Raw genomic sequence first — 15,802 nt, forward strand, 5'->3', positions numbered from 1 at the left:
TATTGTGCAAAGAGTTAAGAGAATCTTGCTAACCCTCTGACCCCTGCAGACTGCATTCTGGTGCTCGCTTTCTACAGTCAAATACATCTTGGAGGTTGAGCATGTCTGATAGGAAAAACAAAACCTGGTTTATTACCGGGGCATCCCGCGGGTTGGGATATGAGATTGCGGTCGCGGCATTGGCGGCGGGAGATAATGTGGTGGCGACTGGACGCAAACTCGATGCGTTGCGTAACGTATATGAGCCTGATGAGCGTTTATTGCTGCTGGCGTTGGATGTATGCAGTCAATCTCAGGCGGAGGATTGTGCGAAACAGGCGGTGGCGCATTTTGGCGGCGTCGATATCCTGGTGAATAACGCAGGATATGGTCAGCTTGGCGTGTTTGAGGAGGTGGCGGCCGAGAGAATTTCTGCACAGTTTGAGACCAATGTATTTGGATTGATGGGCGTTACGCGTGCAATATTGCCCTACATGCGGGAGCGGCGTCAGGGGCGGATTTTCAATATTTCCTCTATCGCTGGTGCTATAGGATTCGAAGGCGCGTCAGCGTATTGCGCGGCCAAATTCGCTGTCGAAGGGTTTTCTGAGTGTCTGGCCGCGGAGGTGAAGCAGTTCGGCATTGGCGTCACCATTGTTCAACCCGGCTTCTTCCGTACTGATTTTCTGGACGACAGTTCGATCAGCTATGGCGACCTGCGAGTGAGCGACTACGAACAGTATTCCGCCGCTGTTTTGGGGGGGTACAGGAGCCGTAACCATCAACAGGCGGGTGATCCGGCCAAGCTGGGCGAGGCGCTGGTGAAGTTGTCTCGAGAGGAAAACAGTCCGCTCAGGTTCGCTGCCGGCTCTGACGCAGTTCAGTACCTCGGCGCTGCATACAGCGCGCGCCAGGAAGAAGTGGATAAATGGGCGTCGTTATCGATAACGACAGATATACAGGAATAGCTGACGCGTCAGCGCGCAGATAGAACGGGATGCTGGGTATGTCGGAAATCTTTGATCGGATTAAAGAATTGGCGCGCCTGATTCAACGGCATTGTCCTACGGATGGCGTGTGTGCAAGCGACATCCCCAGACTCTCGTTCATTCGCTCGTCGTCACCGACGGAACCTGTGCTCGCCGTTCATCAGCCCGCTGTCTGCATCGTAGCGCAAGGCGCGAAGAAAGTGATATCCGGGGAAAAGTTGTTCAAATACGACGCCGCCCACTATCTGGTGGTGTCGGTGGACCTTCCCATCGCCGGACAAGTGATGGAGGCCTCGCCTGAACAGCCTTATTTGTGCGTGCGGCTGGATTTGGATCTTACTATTCTCAGTGAGCTCATCCTGGACGAGGGGTCGGTAGATAACAGCGCGACGAACCAAAGCGTTGGGGTCAGTCTCGTGACGCCGCGTCTTTTGGAGGCGGTGATCCGGTTGGTCGCTCTGCTGAACGACAACCCTAAAGATATCTCGGTTCTGGCGCCGCTGGCGGAAAAAGAAATTCTATATTGGCTGGCGAATGGCGATCAGGGTGGGCTGCTGCGTGAAATTACTAACGGGGACAGTCGATTAAGGCAGATAAGCAAAGCCATTCAGCATATCAAAACCACGTTTGACCAGCCTTTTGATATGGAAGAACTCCTGAAACTCACCTGCATGAGCGCCTCCTCGTTCTTCCACCACTTCAGGGCCGCCACCCATATGACGCCGCTGCAGTATCAGAAGCAGCTGAGGCTGCTGGAAGCGCGCCGCCAATTGTTGCTGGGCGACCAGGACATCTGCAATATCGGCTATGGCGTCGGCTACGACAGCCCCTCGCAGTTCAGCCGCGAATACGCCCGTCTGTTCGGCCTGCCACCCTCCAAGGATCTGACGCGTATAAAAAACGCCGGCGCGTCTGAACACTGGCTGCCTTAGTCGCCTAATTTGGCTGTAATGAAAAAGCCGACCATCCAAAGACAATCGGCTTTTTTATGTCTCAGGCCTGTTGCGTCAGGCGACTGAGATGGAGGTGGGGTTAGCGGGTCACTCCAGTTCGCCTACCAGATCAACCCCTGAGTAATCGCGGTAGGCGCGGATGCTGATGTACCAGTCGCCGGCGGCGGGGCTGTTGATGGTGCAGACTTCGTTGTTGCCGTTGGTGTAGGGGCGGCAGTTGTATTCGGAGGTGGTGGGTTGGGCGCCTTGGCGGACGTATAAGTCAGCGTCTCCAGAGCCGCCGGAGATAGTGGCGGTGAGTTTGCTCATTCCAGAGGGGACGGACAGCTTGTAGTGCTTCCAGTCGCCGGTGTTATCGGAAAGATTTCTTTCCTCGATTCTGGGTGTGTCGCCAACGGTGACGGTTTGCGTTTTACTGGCGGTGTTGCCGTCGTTATCCGTTACGCTGAGGCTGACGCTGTACCCTCCTGCACTGGTGTAGGCGTGCGTCGGATTGCGCGAGATGGAGGAATTGCCGTCGCCGAAATCCCACTGCCAGCTGACGATTTCGCCATCGCTGTCTGAGCTTGCGTCGCTGAAGCGCACTACCAGTTTATCCACCGCAAAGGCGAAGTCTGCGACAGGATCGCCATTGGGCGTTTCATTATCGCCGGCGGGAATCTGATTATTGAAATAACTGGCGACTTGCGGCCAGATTTTATGAATCAGCACGCCCTGGTTGGGACAGCCGCCAAAGTGATGCAGTGCGATGACGCGGTTGGTTTGTCCTGCGAGAACGGGCGATCCGGAGCTGCCGCCGATGGTGTCGCAGTTATAGCCCATATCGGTGCCGGTTCCGCGACCGTTGGCGGAAGGTCTATCCACCCGGCACAAGCCGCCGCTGTTCTGGTCGCTCTCAATGGAAAGCTCCTTGGGATTGCCGCTGCCATGCTGCGGTATGTAGATGCGCTCCTGATTGGTGGCGGGCCGCACATCCAGACCGAAGTAACCGAAAGACTGAATGGAAGAGAAGTTGTTGACGGTAAACAGGGTGTAGTCCAGCTCATAGTTGGTGGCCAGCATGTTGGCGCCGGTGACCACTTTCGTTCCCGCTAACGAGCCGCTGCCGCATCCGGTGCGCTGATAGTTGAACCAGACTTCCGTGTTGGCCACGCCGGATTGGGATGAGACGCAATGGTTATTGGTGAAAACCCGGTTGTCGGGACCCACGCGCCAAGCCGTGCACAGGCTGGATCCGTTGACGAGTATGCGCGCCACTGGGCGAGTGCGTTCATACTCTTCCGGGTGGCTGTCCGCCCAGCACTGCACATCGCGTCTTTCATTGACGCCGCAGGTGGACAACCCGATTGTTTGCTGACTCATGAGTTCGTCGATCTCTTCCTGAGGAAAGCCCTCCATCACGGAATCGACTTCAATGCTGTAAGACGCCTGGCCACTGGCGCCCGGGAAATATTCCACGATTGCGGTGGATCCGATGACGGAAAGCGCGGCGAAAGAGCTGGCTCCGTCATCGCCTTCGCGCAGCGTATGCAGTGACGGATTGTCGCCGCCGTAGCGATGCGCGATGTCTCCCTGGGCGTTACGCACCACGACGTAGCTTCCCTCAGGTATGTCGAAACGGGAGAAATGCACTTTGATGAAGCTGGCGTTTTCTTTGTGTATTTTTATACGGCGATCACTGACCGCCTGATAGGCGGCGACGCTTTCCCTCCTTAGTTGGCGCTCATCCGTCAGTAGCCCTTTGAATGTCGTTTTCGAAGCGATGATTATCGGTGGTTGGGGAGCTGCAACGGCGTCGTCAGACGCCGCCTGCAAGTTGGCGGATAGTGTTAAGGACAAAGCAAGCCCGGCGACCCAAGCTATTTTTGTTTTCATAAGGTCCTCTCACATTAGATAGTTAATTCCATTTTCCTAGCCTTAACGGCAGTTTTAACCCTACCTCTTACGTGAATGGATATACTCAAACGGAATATTTATAGTTATTGGTATTCTAATGGTACAGGATAGCCAACTTATTCGAGCAGTTAGAAAAGAAGTGAAACTTTCTACAATTTAGTCTAAAGGGCGGGGCGTTTATGCTCGAAAGGAATGAGCGGCGACCTGAACGGCTTGTCGAAGACAATGTGGAATGGGGGCCGGTTTCAGGCTTCCGCCGGCCTGCTGACACTAACGCTGAATACAAAAACGCCGGCCGCTCATACAAGCGGCCGGCGTTTTAAGTTAAGGCGTGACATGTAGGTTCGTCAGTGGATATGACGAGCGCGTGGGGTCTTAGCCTTGCTTCAGCCAGTGACGGAAATCTTCCCGTTCCAGTAAGGGGCCGAAGCGGCCGTCTTCACGCAGGACGGCTTCATCAAATTCATAGCTGAAACGTTCTTTTAAAACTTTCAGGGTTTCCCAGGCAATGTCGAGCCGGTCGGTCTTGATGAGGGCGAAGGTCAGCGTGGAGTAACTCGGCTCATAGTATGAATCGCTACGAATGGCTTCGTAGGAAAGACGGATAGCTTCGTCATACTTTTCACTGAGCAGTTTGACTCGCGCCAGCTCGTCCAGAATGCCTGCGTCCTTCAGCCCCGTCTGCTCAATCTGCGCCTGCAGGTGTTCCGCCGCCGCTTGATAGTTTTCCTGGTTCAGGCTGCGGTAATAAAGCAGCCACTGATAGTTGGGAGAGGTTCCCAGACGCTCATGCAACACGGCGGTCTGCTCTACAAATCCCGCCAGATCGCCGACATTGAGGAGTGACTCCGCGTAGAACAACTGGAGGTAGTCATCGTTGCGGCGCTCGTCAGCGAGACCTCCGAATACGCGATGAATTTCTGCGACATTGTCGGACCTGGAGACTTTGCCAAGCTCCAGGAGCAGCGCCTGCTTGGTGGGATTGCCTTGCAGGTTGATTCGATAGCTCAAGGACAGCCCTTGGGCGATGCGGTAACTCAGGTCATACACCGACAGCCAGTTGTGGAAATCGGTAATCCGGTATTCTCCTGAGGCGTCTCTTCGATAGTAAACCGTCAGATATCCCAGGGCTTCATCATCCAGTCGATAGGTAATTTGAGACTGCTCAGGGTTGATACTGGCGATGTCGTAGTAACCGGTTTCCGACGGCATATCGAGAAGGCTGCCGGCGACGATGGCGCGATAGTTGGATAATTGCGTATCAATGAGACGGTTCTTGGCGCTGGGACGAAACGCGACGGGCAGATCGGAGCGATCCACCGCTTTACCCAGCAGCTCCCGCATGTCCACCATGTCGACGATTTTGTCGGCGTTACGCAGGTTCAGAAGATCCCGTAACTGCTTGGCGAACTCATTGATGGGGCGGGAAGGGTACTCCCCCGGGGTTTCCGCCGCAGCGGTGGCGCTATCCGTAGACGCGGATTGTGTGGCGCAACCAACGATGAAGAGGGAAAACGTCAGAACGCCGAGCGTCGCGCAGTGTTTAATGAGCCATTTCACGGAGCGGATCATTGCGGCGCCTCCAAACCATAAACCATTGACTGAATGGATGAGATGAAGTCCGCAAAGCGTGACTTATCCGCCTCCTCGCTGCGCGTCACCTGATAGTAGTGCTCGCCGGAATCGTTGATTTGTTTCTTCAGGTCCAGAAATGACTGAGTTTCCGCAGCAGGCATGGCTGCGCGTTTGAATTCCAGCTCATGATGCAGATTCAGCGTGCGGCCCAGATAGTCTTCCTGATAGAAGTAATTGAAATAGTCGTTGCTCAGGCTGACCTTGGCGGCCTGATCGGTAAATTTGAGGCTGTAGGGATATTCCAGGGAAATATCATGCACCACCCTGATTGGCCCTGGCAGCGTCAGAGGCCCTGAACGCCGCGTCACCGCCGGACTTTTTACGTACTCAAACAGCGAATAGGCATAGAAGCGGGTAGCCTGCACGTCGTCCATGGGCGCATAAAAATCATTGATGCGGTAATGCTCATCAATAATAAAGCGATTGTTATCGCCATCGTCGGTGATCTGGACCGGCTCCAGTTGTTCTGCGCCGGGATACAGTTTCTGCATGTAGTTCAACATATCCTGGCTGAACTCGCGTATGGATTTATTGGCCAGACGCTGGCGCATGCGATCCGCTTCAATACCGGTGTATTCCGTGGTGATGAAATGCTCCACAGGCGCGCTGTAATCAATTACCTTGAAGCGCTCGCGAGTGATCATACTGGGAGCGCCCGCTACTTCCGGCAGACCGACTTTGACCAGCTCCCGTTCACTGGGATGGCCGATAATCAGCGCTTTGCCGTAATCATAGTATCCCAGAGTGTTCAACGAGCCTTTCTGGTAGCGACGGGTGGGGTCCAGCCAGTAACGCTGGCCATCCAGCTCCACCAGTGTGATGACATGGTCGAAGCCGCCGGGCGAGGGCGCGATCTTATCGACGCCGGAGGCGATCTCCCAGGACACCAGGGCGGGGTAGGCGTCTATGCCGATGCTTCTGAGCAGGGACACCAGCAGCAGGGTTTTGTCTTTGCAGTCGCCGTAGCGGTTTTCAATCACTGTATCCGGCGCCCGGGGCAGGTGAGAATTCTGGCCCAGCTCGATGCCCAGATAACGAATTTGCTCCTGTGCGAACTGCAGCGCGGCGATCACCGCCTGCTCTTTGGGCATGCTTTTCAGCTCATCCCGCAGATCGCGCAGTTCTTTGGATTTGATGGGGCGCACGGCGTACAGAGGCTCCGCCCAGCGGATCACGCCATCCCAGTCCGGGAAATCCGTCAGGCTGATAAAGCTGCCCGGCTCATAATCCAGAGGGTAGTCGCCTTCGTGGTAGTAGGCGGGGACATTGGCGTCATCCCACACATAGGCTTTGGATTTACCGTAAGCGCTGATAGTGGGCTGGGCGTCGTATTTCACGGCGGAGATGCGCAGTTCTCGGTTGGGCGGCGCAATGACGCGGGTATACAGACGATGCACCGGCACTTGCCAGGACATGGAAAGACCCTGGAAGTAGTGGTCGCCGAATACGGGATTGCGGCCGACGATGGAGTAGCTGTAGTCCACGACATCGCCTACCCGGGTGCCTTTGACGAACACCACGCTGGTGACGTAACCGCTGAACATTTCCTGGCTCAGCTCGGTTTCTTCTCTGATCAGGGTGATGCTTTGCGGGTCCAGACGGTCAGTGACCTTGCCGTCGCGGATAACGTTCAGCTTGTGCCAAACCAATTGCTGAAAGTCTGGATTGAAGGTGACTTTGAGGTGGGAAATCTCCTCCAAGCCGTCCAGATTGTTGGCGCGTTCGACAAAGCGATAGAAGTATTGCGGCGAGCGCGTGGCGGCGCTGGTCTGGCGGTCCACCAACATATACTCGACCGCCCCGTTGCTCTGTTCAGGAGCGACTGGCGCCTGCACAGACTCCACCCATTTCGGGGCGGCGGAGATGTCGTAGGCGTAACCATTGGATTTAAACGTTTGGGCGTTGGCCTGGCAGGCGAGCATGACGCCCAGGGTGGCGAGAAGGCCATAAAGTCTGCCGGAGAAGCGATTCATTCGTCTTCCTTGTGAGTACATCAATCAAAAAGGGTAGGCGGCGCAGTTTACCACGTACCTGACGGCATGTGAGCGGTCAAATTGTAAACAAATTAAGAATATCGCCGCGTTATTCTGCGGCGTATACCTCTTCGCCGCGCAGCCAGGTCATCATGACCCTGGCCTGACGGATGTATTGGGGGGCGGCGTCGAGAATATTTCTGTCCAACACCACAAAGTCTGCGGATTTGCCGACGCGGATTGAGCCGGTGATCGCCTCCAGTCCCAGGGCCGTGGCGGCGTTGATGGTGTAAGCGTCGAGGGCGGCGCGCACATTGGGCAAACCCTGCTCCCTGAGTTGCACGGCGTTGGCGATGGCGGCCATCGGACTGATGGGATTGACGTTCCAATCGCTGCTGAGAGTGACATTGGCGCCGTTGGCGTACACATCCCCCAGAGGAATGAGGCGATGCGCCCGCTGCTTCCCGATCAGCGGCTCGGCCCAGCTATGGTCCGCCGCGCCGACATAGTCGGAGCCAACCTGAAAATCCGCATCTACTTGCAGCATCTTGAAACGGTCCAGATCGCTCGCATCTATAAGCTCCAGATGCGTCATGTTGTAGCGGCGTTGTGAGCCGGCCTGGCGGGCGGCGGCGATGGCGTTGAGGCTTTCGCGCACTGCGCCGTCGCCGATGGCGTGGATATGCGCGCCATAGCCGAGACGGTCCAGCTTGACCAGCCAATCCTGCATGATCGCCTGGGGCAGGTAGTTAAGGCCATAGGGCGACTGCGGAAAATAGGTGAAATCATACGGTTGCAGGGTCTTCGCCGTGCCATTGACAAGAATGCCGTCGCTGTACATTTTCACCTGATTGACGATCAACAGGCCGTTTGGGTCCGGGTTGTAAACTGAACGTAGAAAGTCCAACTGCTCCTGTTGCGGTACATGAGGGTAAATCCAGGGGCGCAGGGATACGCGGGCGGTCAATTCGCCATCGGCAGCCACTGCGCGCCACACGTCATACCAGCCGCGTTTCCAGTACAGGCGACCGTCGCCAATGGTGGTGACGCCGTAACGCGCGGCTTCCGCCAGGCCATTTAACAAGCCGTCGTAGCTAACCTCAAACTTATTGCGCAAACTGTTCCAGGCCTGCTCCATGACGATATCGCCGGCGTTATCCACAATGATCCCGTTCAACGCGCCGGTTTGCGGATCTTTCATGATTTTTCCCCCTTGCGGGTCCGGCGTATCCCCATTGATGCCGGCGAGACGCAGGGCGACGGAGTTAATCCACATGGAGTGTGAAGTCTGCTCCATGATCACCACCGGACGGTCCGGGAACACGCTGTCGATCACTTGCAGGGGCGTGGGGCCTTCTGCGTTCAAGGTGGCGTCGATGGTATGGCCCCAGCCGATCACCCACTGGTCCGGCTGCGAGGCTTCACGACACTGGCGTAAGTAAGGCAGCTGTTCGCTGGGCGTCAGGTCTGGGGCGAGTTCGCAATCGCCGCCAGCGGAGGAAGCGGCCTCGAAGACATGATTATGGTTGTCGATAAAGCCTGGTAGCAGTAAGCCGCCTTTTACATCAATAACCTGGGTGTTCTCATCCAGCAAGGCCTCAATGTCCGCAGTCTTTCCCACCGCGATAATGGCGCCGTTGCGGGCCGCTACCGCCTGCGCCATGGGCTTTTGCGCGTCGGCGGTGTAAACCACGGCGTTGATGAAGGCCAGATCAGCGCTGTTCTCACTGTGAGTGGCGGCTTCGATATTCAGGGAAAACGCCAGCACAATTGGAGCGCATACATAGGTTGGATTCATTGAGTCGGCTCCTTGGGCCAGCACAGGGTGAAGCAAGCGCCGCCTTGGCGGCTGTCGGTTACGCTCACGGTTCCGCCATGCAGAGTGGAAATACTTTTTACGATCGCCAAACCCAGGCCGGCGCCGCCGGAATCCCGGGAGCGGCTGGGGTCGAGTCGGGTGAATGGCTCGAACACGCGCTGACGCTTGCCAGGAGGCACGCCAGGACCGTCGTCGTCCACCTGGATCTCGAAGTGGGCGTCAGTCAGGCGCCAGCTGATTCTGACGCTGTGGTCGGCGAAACGGGCGGCGTTTCTGATCAGATTCACCAAGGCGCGGGAGAATAGACGCCGGTCCGCCCATACCTGGATTTCCTGCATGGCCGGCTCCGTTGGCGTAACAAACTCTACCTGTGGATGCATTTTGCGTTGCTTGGCCAGAATCTCTTCCACTACATCCATCACTGCGACCGGCTCACACTGCAGGTCTCCGCGACCATGCTCCAGGCGGGAGTAGCTGAGTACTTCTTTGACCAAGCCGCTCAGTTCGTCCAAGGCGCCGCTGATTTCTTGATGTAACGCGCGGATATTTTGTGCATTCGGGTCGGATTTATCGGTTTCATCATCCGCCAAGTCCAGCGCGAAACTGATGCGCGCCATTGGGCTGCGGAACTCATGAGCGACGCCATGTAGCAGATCGCGCAGATCGTCATAGTGGCGGGCGCGGCTTTCTTTTTCCTGCGCGATATGGCGTTCCACGGTTGACGCCTGTTGGAGTAGTTCTGCAGGAGTGGCGGCGGACTGCACGGGGCCGGTGGGGCCATTGAATAAACCGTTGATGCGGCGCAACGCGGCGCTGACTTGCGAGATAGACTCCCGCAATGGCCGTTTTACGCTGGCGAGCAGCAGGTACAGGACCACCGCCAACAGGCTCAGGTAAAGCACGACGTAGCCCGCCAGCCAACTATAGAAAGATCCGCCGTCTCCCTGTTCTTTGAATACCGCCTCCAACGTCATATTTTTGTTGGGGATGGCGGCCTGCACGCTCCAGGAGTCCGGGGAACTGCGCTCCGTCACCAGATACTCGCCCGCCATCAGACGGCGGCGCTGGTCAAGGGACAGGCTCATGTCTTTATTTTCCAGAATCGAGTATTCGATCAACTCATAAGAGGGTTGCATGGCTATGTCCGCACTTTCCAGCAGGTCTGAGGCGGCGGCCAGTAAACGGTCTCCCGCGCTCGTCGCTTTCAATTCCGACAGCTCTGCGGCGATTTCCCGCATTCCTTCTCCAGAGTGGCGGCGCGACTCTTCCGCAGAAAGCGCATTTTCCCACCATAGCAGGGGATAGGCCCAGTCATAGGCGATGAAGCAGACGCAAAACAACAACGCCAGGGCGGCGTAAAAGCGTGGAAACATACTTAACTCTCCTCGCTTTCAGCATTGTCTACAAACAAATAGCCCTCACCCCGGATAGTTTTGATAAGGCGCGGTTGTTTGGGATCGTCGCCCAGGCGTTTGCGAATGCGTGAGACACGCAGATCAATGGAACGGTCGAGTCCGTCATACTCCAAATTGAAAATTTCCCGATACACCAGGTCCCGGGAAATAACTGAACCTGCCTGGCGAGCGAGATAATAAAGAAGGTTAAATTCCGCAGTGGTGAAATCAATAGCGACGCCGGACTTGTATACCGTCCTGGCGTTGGAGTTGATAACCAGTTCTCCTATACGGATAATCCCGTTTTCCTGGGTGGCGGGGAGGTCGCTGTCATTGGCGGAGTAGGTCTCCACCCGACGGAGCTGCGCCCGGATATGCGCCAGCAGTACTCTGGATTTGACTGGCTTGGCCAAATAATCGTCAGCGCCGACTTCCAGTCCGGCGACTTCGTCGATGTCGTCATCCAATGACGTGAGCATGATAATAGGGCCCTTATAGTGTCTTCTGACTTCACGGCACACTGACAAGCCATCCATACCCGGCAGCATGACATCCAACAAAATAAGTTGCGGTTGATTGCGTTCCAGCCAAGCCACGGCGGACTCTCCATCGTGGATCACTTTCACGGGATATCCGTTCTGTTCCAGAAACTGCTTGATGAGCCGGGTTAAGCCTTTGTCGTCATCCACCAGCAATAGCCGTTCAGTCATTTTTTAGGCCTCGTATTTTCCATTTACATCAGCGATATGGGTGGGAGGACTGGAGCGCGCCAGACTGTGACGCGCTCCAGCCGGGTCATTTCCCGGACTTAACCACCAGTGGGTTATTGATATACAGGGTCTCCCACTCCCGCAGACTCGGGTCTGTCAATGGTAGAGAAAAAGTCGTCCAATGAGCTTTTTTACGGCACAAGTCCGGCTTCAGGCGCACAACCGTGAGGTCGGGGCCATCCCACAGCAGCCTGAAATCGTCGCGACGGGTGCAGCCGGTGCTCTTTACCGAGAAGGTCAGCTGGCCCTGCTGAATCGACACGAATTGCAGTACGGCGGGGCGACTGAGAGGAACGCTCGCTTGCGCCGTCTCCGCCTTCTCAGCATGTCCCTGTGTGGATATCAGGCACAGCGCCAGTCCCAGGGCGAGCCCTCTGTTGCGCGCATTGGATCTATGGTGAGTAGTGTAATCGCTCATTGCAGCGACCTCCTGTATTAACCCGGATAATTTTGATTTCAGCCCAGGCGACGACGCGCCAACCACAGTAAGCCGAGAACAGGCAATAAGAAGCCGAATGCGCCGCCTCCGCCATTGTCCTTTTTCTTAGCTTTGGCGTTCAGGGCGACAGAGCGAATGTGAGCGCGTTTAAACTTGCCGTCGACGCCATCGGAATTATCCTGAAGCAGCCAGTAAACAGTGTGTTGGCCTTCTTCCAGCTTATATTTGAACTTCTTGAATTTGCCGCCTGCTTTGGCGTCAAAGATGCGTTTACCATCAATGTAGAGATAGAGGTCGTCCGCTTCGCCATTATCAATCTTCCATTCGAAGCTGAAAACGCCTTTTCCGCTGAACTGCGCCAGTAGAACGGCGTTTTCTTTATCAACGCCTAATTCCGCGCTCAGGCTCTTTTTACCGCCATCGTCGCGCTGAGTCCATTCGCCGTCTTCAGCCTGTCCCCACGCGAACTCAGTGTTCTGGCCTAATGTGAAGTCGGCTTTATTGATGGATTGGACTGAAAACACATAGGTCCAGTTTGGATGGCTGCTATCCGTACTGCTGGCGGTCAGTGTTGCTGTTTTTCGTCCTGTTTCCGCAAACTGCGCAGTCAGGTTCAAAGTACAGGATGCGCCAGGTTTCAACAGCGCGTTATCACAGGAGGCGGCGTCGATCTGGTAGCCGTTGTCTCCAGTCAGTACCAGACCCTGCACTACCATGTCTTTCTTACTGTTATTGGTCAGCGTGAGCGGACGCTGCATTTTGTAGTCAGCGCTGATCAATTTGAAGTCTGTTTGGCTGATGGACAATCCTTCCGCCTGCGCCATTTGTTCGTTGATCCATTCGTTAAAGGTGGCGACGCGGGCGTAAACACCAGGAAAACCGGCTTTGGCGCAACCTTCGCCAAAACTGACCACGCCAACCTGAGTCAGCACTCCATTGTTGTTCCAGAGCATTGGACCGCCGCTGTCGCCGTCGCAAGTGTCTTTTCCCCCAAGCGGATAACCGGCGCACATCATGGTGTTGTCAATGTCGATTCCTATGGCGCTATAGGCGCTGGCGCAATCGGCCTGATCATAAAATGGGACTTCTGTTTGGCGTAGCTTGTCAGGATAGTCAAAACCGACCGAAGACATGTTGCCCCAGCCCATGACTTTAAAAGGAGTATTGGGGGCCAATGAGGCCATGGCGTCTTCATCCGCCAGAGGAAGGGTGGGATGTTTGATCGCTTCTTTCAGCTCCAGCAGCATCAAATCGCCATAAGGTTCGCCCACAGCGTGAACAAAGCGCTTTACGCCCACTCGTTGCTGTCCTGCGTCTTGTTTGTTGAGGTCGAAATCGCCGGCGACGACGAAAACGGAATCGGCGGGCTCGTCTTCAATACAATGCGCCGCGGACAGGGCCCAGCGCTCTGCTATCAGACTAGCGCCGCAGAAATGGTCTCCTTCGTCCTTGGATTGCATGGACAGCATCCAAGGGTAGCCGTTTGGTGACTGATCTCCGCCGATAATTCTGGACGTGACAGGATCGACTGCGATGGCGTTATGGGACAGGGCGACTAGCCCAAGCGTTGCGCTCAGAGAAAGAACTCTTTGAGGACTCATAGCAAACTCCACTATAAAAACAGATTTACGCTTTTCCCGGCGTAAGCTAACTTGTTGGGGCGGCAGCGGATGCTGGCGCCCGCCGGCGGGGCTATTTAAGTGGCTGGCCATGTAGAGCTCTGTCTCGGTTTTGTATCAGAACGTACAAACCGGAACCAGGCGACGCTCGTTAGGAATAAACAGTAATGCTGATTTAGGGTGGGACAGGATAGTGACGACGTTAGAGCATCATCGGACATTGGGCATCGCGGACTTAGCGCAGGCCAAACGCAGAATACACGGGTATACCCTGGAAACGCCCATAGTCAGCTCGTCTTTGCTGAACCAGTGGCTGGGGCATGAAATTTATTTCAAAGCCGAATGCTTGCAGAAAGTGGGCGCGTTCAAGGCTCGTGGCGGGTGTAATACAGTGCGCTGGTTGCTGGAGAACGGGCGCAGACCGGAGCGCATTATCGCCAATAGTTCCGGCAACCATGCGCAGGCGGTGGCCTGGGCGTCAAGTCTGTTTGGTATCCCTTCGACGATTTTCATGCCGGAGAATGTCTCCCGCGTCAAAGCATGCGCTACGGAGTCTTACGGCGCCGAAGTCGCCTTATGCGCGACCCGCGCCGAAGTGGACGAGCGAGTGCTGGAAGCGGCCAAGGACCCCGGCGTGTATTGGATTCCCCCCTACAATCATGAGCAGGTCATCTGCGGCCAGGGCACTGCGGCTTATGAGGCGCTGCATGAACTGGGAGAGGTGGACGCCGTGTTTGCGCCCTGCGGCGGCGGCGGACTGGTTTCCGGTACATTGATTGCGACGCGGGCGCTGGCGCCGAAAGCAGAGGTCATCGCGGCGGAGCCGCTGCAGGCCAATGATGCGGCGATTTCGCTGCGTGAAAACAAGATTCACCGTCTGAGCGCCACTCCAGATACCTTGGCCGACGGCGCCAGAACCCTGGCGGTGGGCGACATCACGTTTGAATACATTCGGCAATTGGACGCCCTGTATGAAGTGGAGGAGCAGCGCATTGCGTTTTGGACGCAATGGTTGAGTCACTTGCTCAAGCTGCATATCGAGCCTACCAGCGCCATGACCATGGACGCGGTGCGCCAGTGGCTGAAAGGCCGCAGCGGCAAGAAGCGCCTGCTGGTGATCCTGACTGGCGGTAACGTCGACCAGGGAATGATGTCAGCCCTGTGGCGGGACAATTATCTCAATGAGTTTGAGCTGTAATGCCGCGACGCGTCGCGTTGGGTTCTAGCCCAGGCGGCGCGTGGACTCTCTGATCACCAGCTCCACATTCAGATTGACGGACTCCGCGCCTTCGCCGCGAATCAGGCGCAACAGTCGTTTCGCCGCCGTTTGTCCGACTTCATAGACCGGTTGCCGGATCGTGGTGAGGGGTGGCGTGGTGTAAGACGACATGGGCAGATCGTCGAAGCCGATCAGAGAAATATCCTCAGGTACGCGAATGCCGCGGCGATACAAGGCCAGACGGGCGCCATAGGCGGTCTGATCATTGGCGCAGAAGACGGCGCTGAAGGAAACGCCTTTGTCGAGCAGCCGGTTCATCGCCATCAGGCCGCCAGGCTCGATAAAGTCGCCTTGCGTCACCAGGTCTTCGTCGAAGGCGATGCCTGCTTCCTCCAGCGCCATCTTGTAGCCATGCAGCCGGTTACTGGCGTCGTGCTGTTCCTGCGGACCCTGAATATGGGCGATTCTGCGGTGGCCGAGAGAAATCAGGTGCTTGGTCGCCAGATAACCGCCCATGCGGCTGTCTATGAAGATGGACGCGGCGTTATCCGAATGGGCGGTATGCCCAACGGCGACAATGGGAGTTTGCGAGGCCAGGTCCAGGATCTGCTCGTTATTCAGGTTGCCGGTCAGCAGAATAATGCCGTCCACCCGTCGCGCGATCAGCAGGCGGATGCGTTCAATTTCGCTCTGGCTGTTCCAGTGGCCGCTGGCCATCAGCGAAGCGTAGCCTGATCCCTGCAGACCTTCCTCAATGCCTTTGAGCAGCTCGTTGAAGAAGGGGCTCTCCACCGCTTGGGTGATGACGCCAATGGTCATCGACTGGCCGCTTTTGAGGCTCTGCGCCAACACGTTGGGCTTGAAGTTCAAGTCCTCAATCGCCCGCTCCACGGATCTCCGCTTGTCATCGGACACCCGGGCGGTGCCATTGAGAATACGGGACACGGTGCTGACGGAGACCCCCGCCCGTTTCGCCACTTCGGTGACGGTGGAGGCCGCCGGCTGTGCGCCAATTCGCCTCTTCTTTACTGCATTCTTTCTGATTGTCTGTTCCAAGCTAAACTCCCATAGCCCGTCGAAATCCTGTCATTCCCTGGAATATATGCGCATACGCCAC

12 protein-coding genes are annotated in these 15,802 nt (G+C 56.2%); 3 read left to right on the forward strand and 9 right to left on the reverse strand.

What is annotated here, in order from left to right; translation table 11 throughout:
* Nucleotides 1–101 precede the first annotated feature (101 nt).
* The gene (locus tag O5O45_RS25910) at nucleotides 102–947 is read left to right on the forward strand and encodes an SDR family NAD(P)-dependent oxidoreductase (RefSeq protein WP_305902202.1); all 846 of its coding nucleotides are present in this window, start codon (nucleotides 102–104) and stop codon (nucleotides 945–947) included.
* A 38-nt stretch (nucleotides 948–985) separates the two neighbouring features.
* Nucleotides 986–1,900 carry an AraC family transcriptional regulator gene (locus O5O45_RS25915; protein WP_305902203.1) on the forward strand — a complete coding sequence of 305 codons (915 nt, stop codon included), beginning with the start codon at nucleotides 986–988 and terminating at the stop codon, nucleotides 1,898–1,900.
* A 108-nt stretch (nucleotides 1,901–2,008) separates the two neighbouring features.
* On the opposite strand, the gene O5O45_RS25920 is transcribed toward O5O45_RS25915, so the two are convergent.
* The 8 genes from O5O45_RS25920 to O5O45_RS25955 all read right to left on the reverse strand — a co-directional run bounded on the left by O5O45_RS25920 (nucleotide 2,009) and on the right by O5O45_RS25955 (nucleotide 13,448).
* A complete protein-coding gene (locus O5O45_RS25920) occupies nucleotides 2,009–3,796 on the reverse strand; it encodes a PKD domain-containing protein (RefSeq protein WP_305902204.1) in 1,788 nt (595 codons plus the stop codon).
* A 396-nt stretch (nucleotides 3,797–4,192) separates the two neighbouring features.
* Nucleotides 4,193–5,389 (reverse strand): tetratricopeptide repeat protein, encoded by a 1,197-nt coding sequence (locus O5O45_RS25925; protein ID WP_305902205.1) that lies wholly within the window; start codon nucleotides 5,387–5,389, stop codon nucleotides 4,193–4,195.
* Nucleotides 5,386–7,425, reverse strand: a complete 2,040-nt coding sequence (locus tag O5O45_RS25930; RefSeq protein WP_305902206.1) for a DUF3857 domain-containing transglutaminase family protein — start codon at nucleotides 7,423–7,425, stop codon at nucleotides 5,386–5,388. The genes O5O45_RS25925 and O5O45_RS25930 overlap by 4 nt, the downstream gene beginning before the upstream one ends.
* A gap of 109 nt (nucleotides 7,426–7,534) precedes the next feature.
* Nucleotides 7,535–9,223, reverse strand: coding sequence for an amidohydrolase (locus tag O5O45_RS25935; protein WP_305902207.1), 1,689 nt, complete (start codon nucleotides 9,221–9,223; stop codon nucleotides 7,535–7,537).
* A complete protein-coding gene (locus O5O45_RS25940; protein WP_305902208.1) occupies nucleotides 9,220–10,617 on the reverse strand; it encodes a sensor histidine kinase in 1,398 nt (465 codons plus the stop codon). The genes O5O45_RS25935 and O5O45_RS25940 overlap by 4 nt, the downstream gene beginning before the upstream one ends.
* A 2-nt stretch (nucleotides 10,618–10,619) precedes the next feature.
* Complete coding sequence (locus O5O45_RS25945) at nucleotides 10,620–11,348, reverse strand: response regulator (protein ID WP_305902209.1); 729 nt, start codon at nucleotides 11,346–11,348, stop codon at nucleotides 10,620–10,622.
* A gap of 85 nt (nucleotides 11,349–11,433) precedes the next feature.
* Complete coding sequence (locus tag O5O45_RS25950; RefSeq protein WP_305902210.1) at nucleotides 11,434–11,826, reverse strand: hypothetical protein; 393 nt, start codon at nucleotides 11,824–11,826, stop codon at nucleotides 11,434–11,436.
* Between the two features lie 38 nt (nucleotides 11,827–11,864).
* On the reverse strand, nucleotides 11,865–13,448 hold the full coding sequence (locus tag O5O45_RS25955; protein ID WP_305902211.1) for a serine protease: 1,584 nt from the start codon (nucleotides 13,446–13,448) through the stop codon (nucleotides 11,865–11,867).
* A gap of 211 nt (nucleotides 13,449–13,659) precedes the next feature.
* Here O5O45_RS25955 and O5O45_RS25960 point away from each other — a divergent pair, with 211 nt between their 5' ends.
* A complete protein-coding gene (locus O5O45_RS25960; protein ID WP_305902212.1) occupies nucleotides 13,660–14,664 on the forward strand; it encodes a serine/threonine dehydratase in 1,005 nt (334 codons plus the stop codon).
* Nucleotides 14,665–14,688: 24 nt separating this feature from the next.
* Here the strand turns inward: O5O45_RS25960 and O5O45_RS25965 are convergent, their stop codons facing one another.
* Nucleotides 14,689–15,741, reverse strand: coding sequence for a LacI family DNA-binding transcriptional regulator (locus O5O45_RS25965; RefSeq protein ID WP_305902213.1), 1,053 nt, complete (start codon nucleotides 15,739–15,741; stop codon nucleotides 14,689–14,691).
* Nucleotides 15,742–15,802 lie beyond the last annotated feature (61 nt).

Source organism: Hahella sp. HNIBRBA332 (genome assembly GCF_030719035.1).
Classification (GTDB): Bacteria; Pseudomonadota; Gammaproteobacteria; order Pseudomonadales; family Oleiphilaceae; genus Hahella.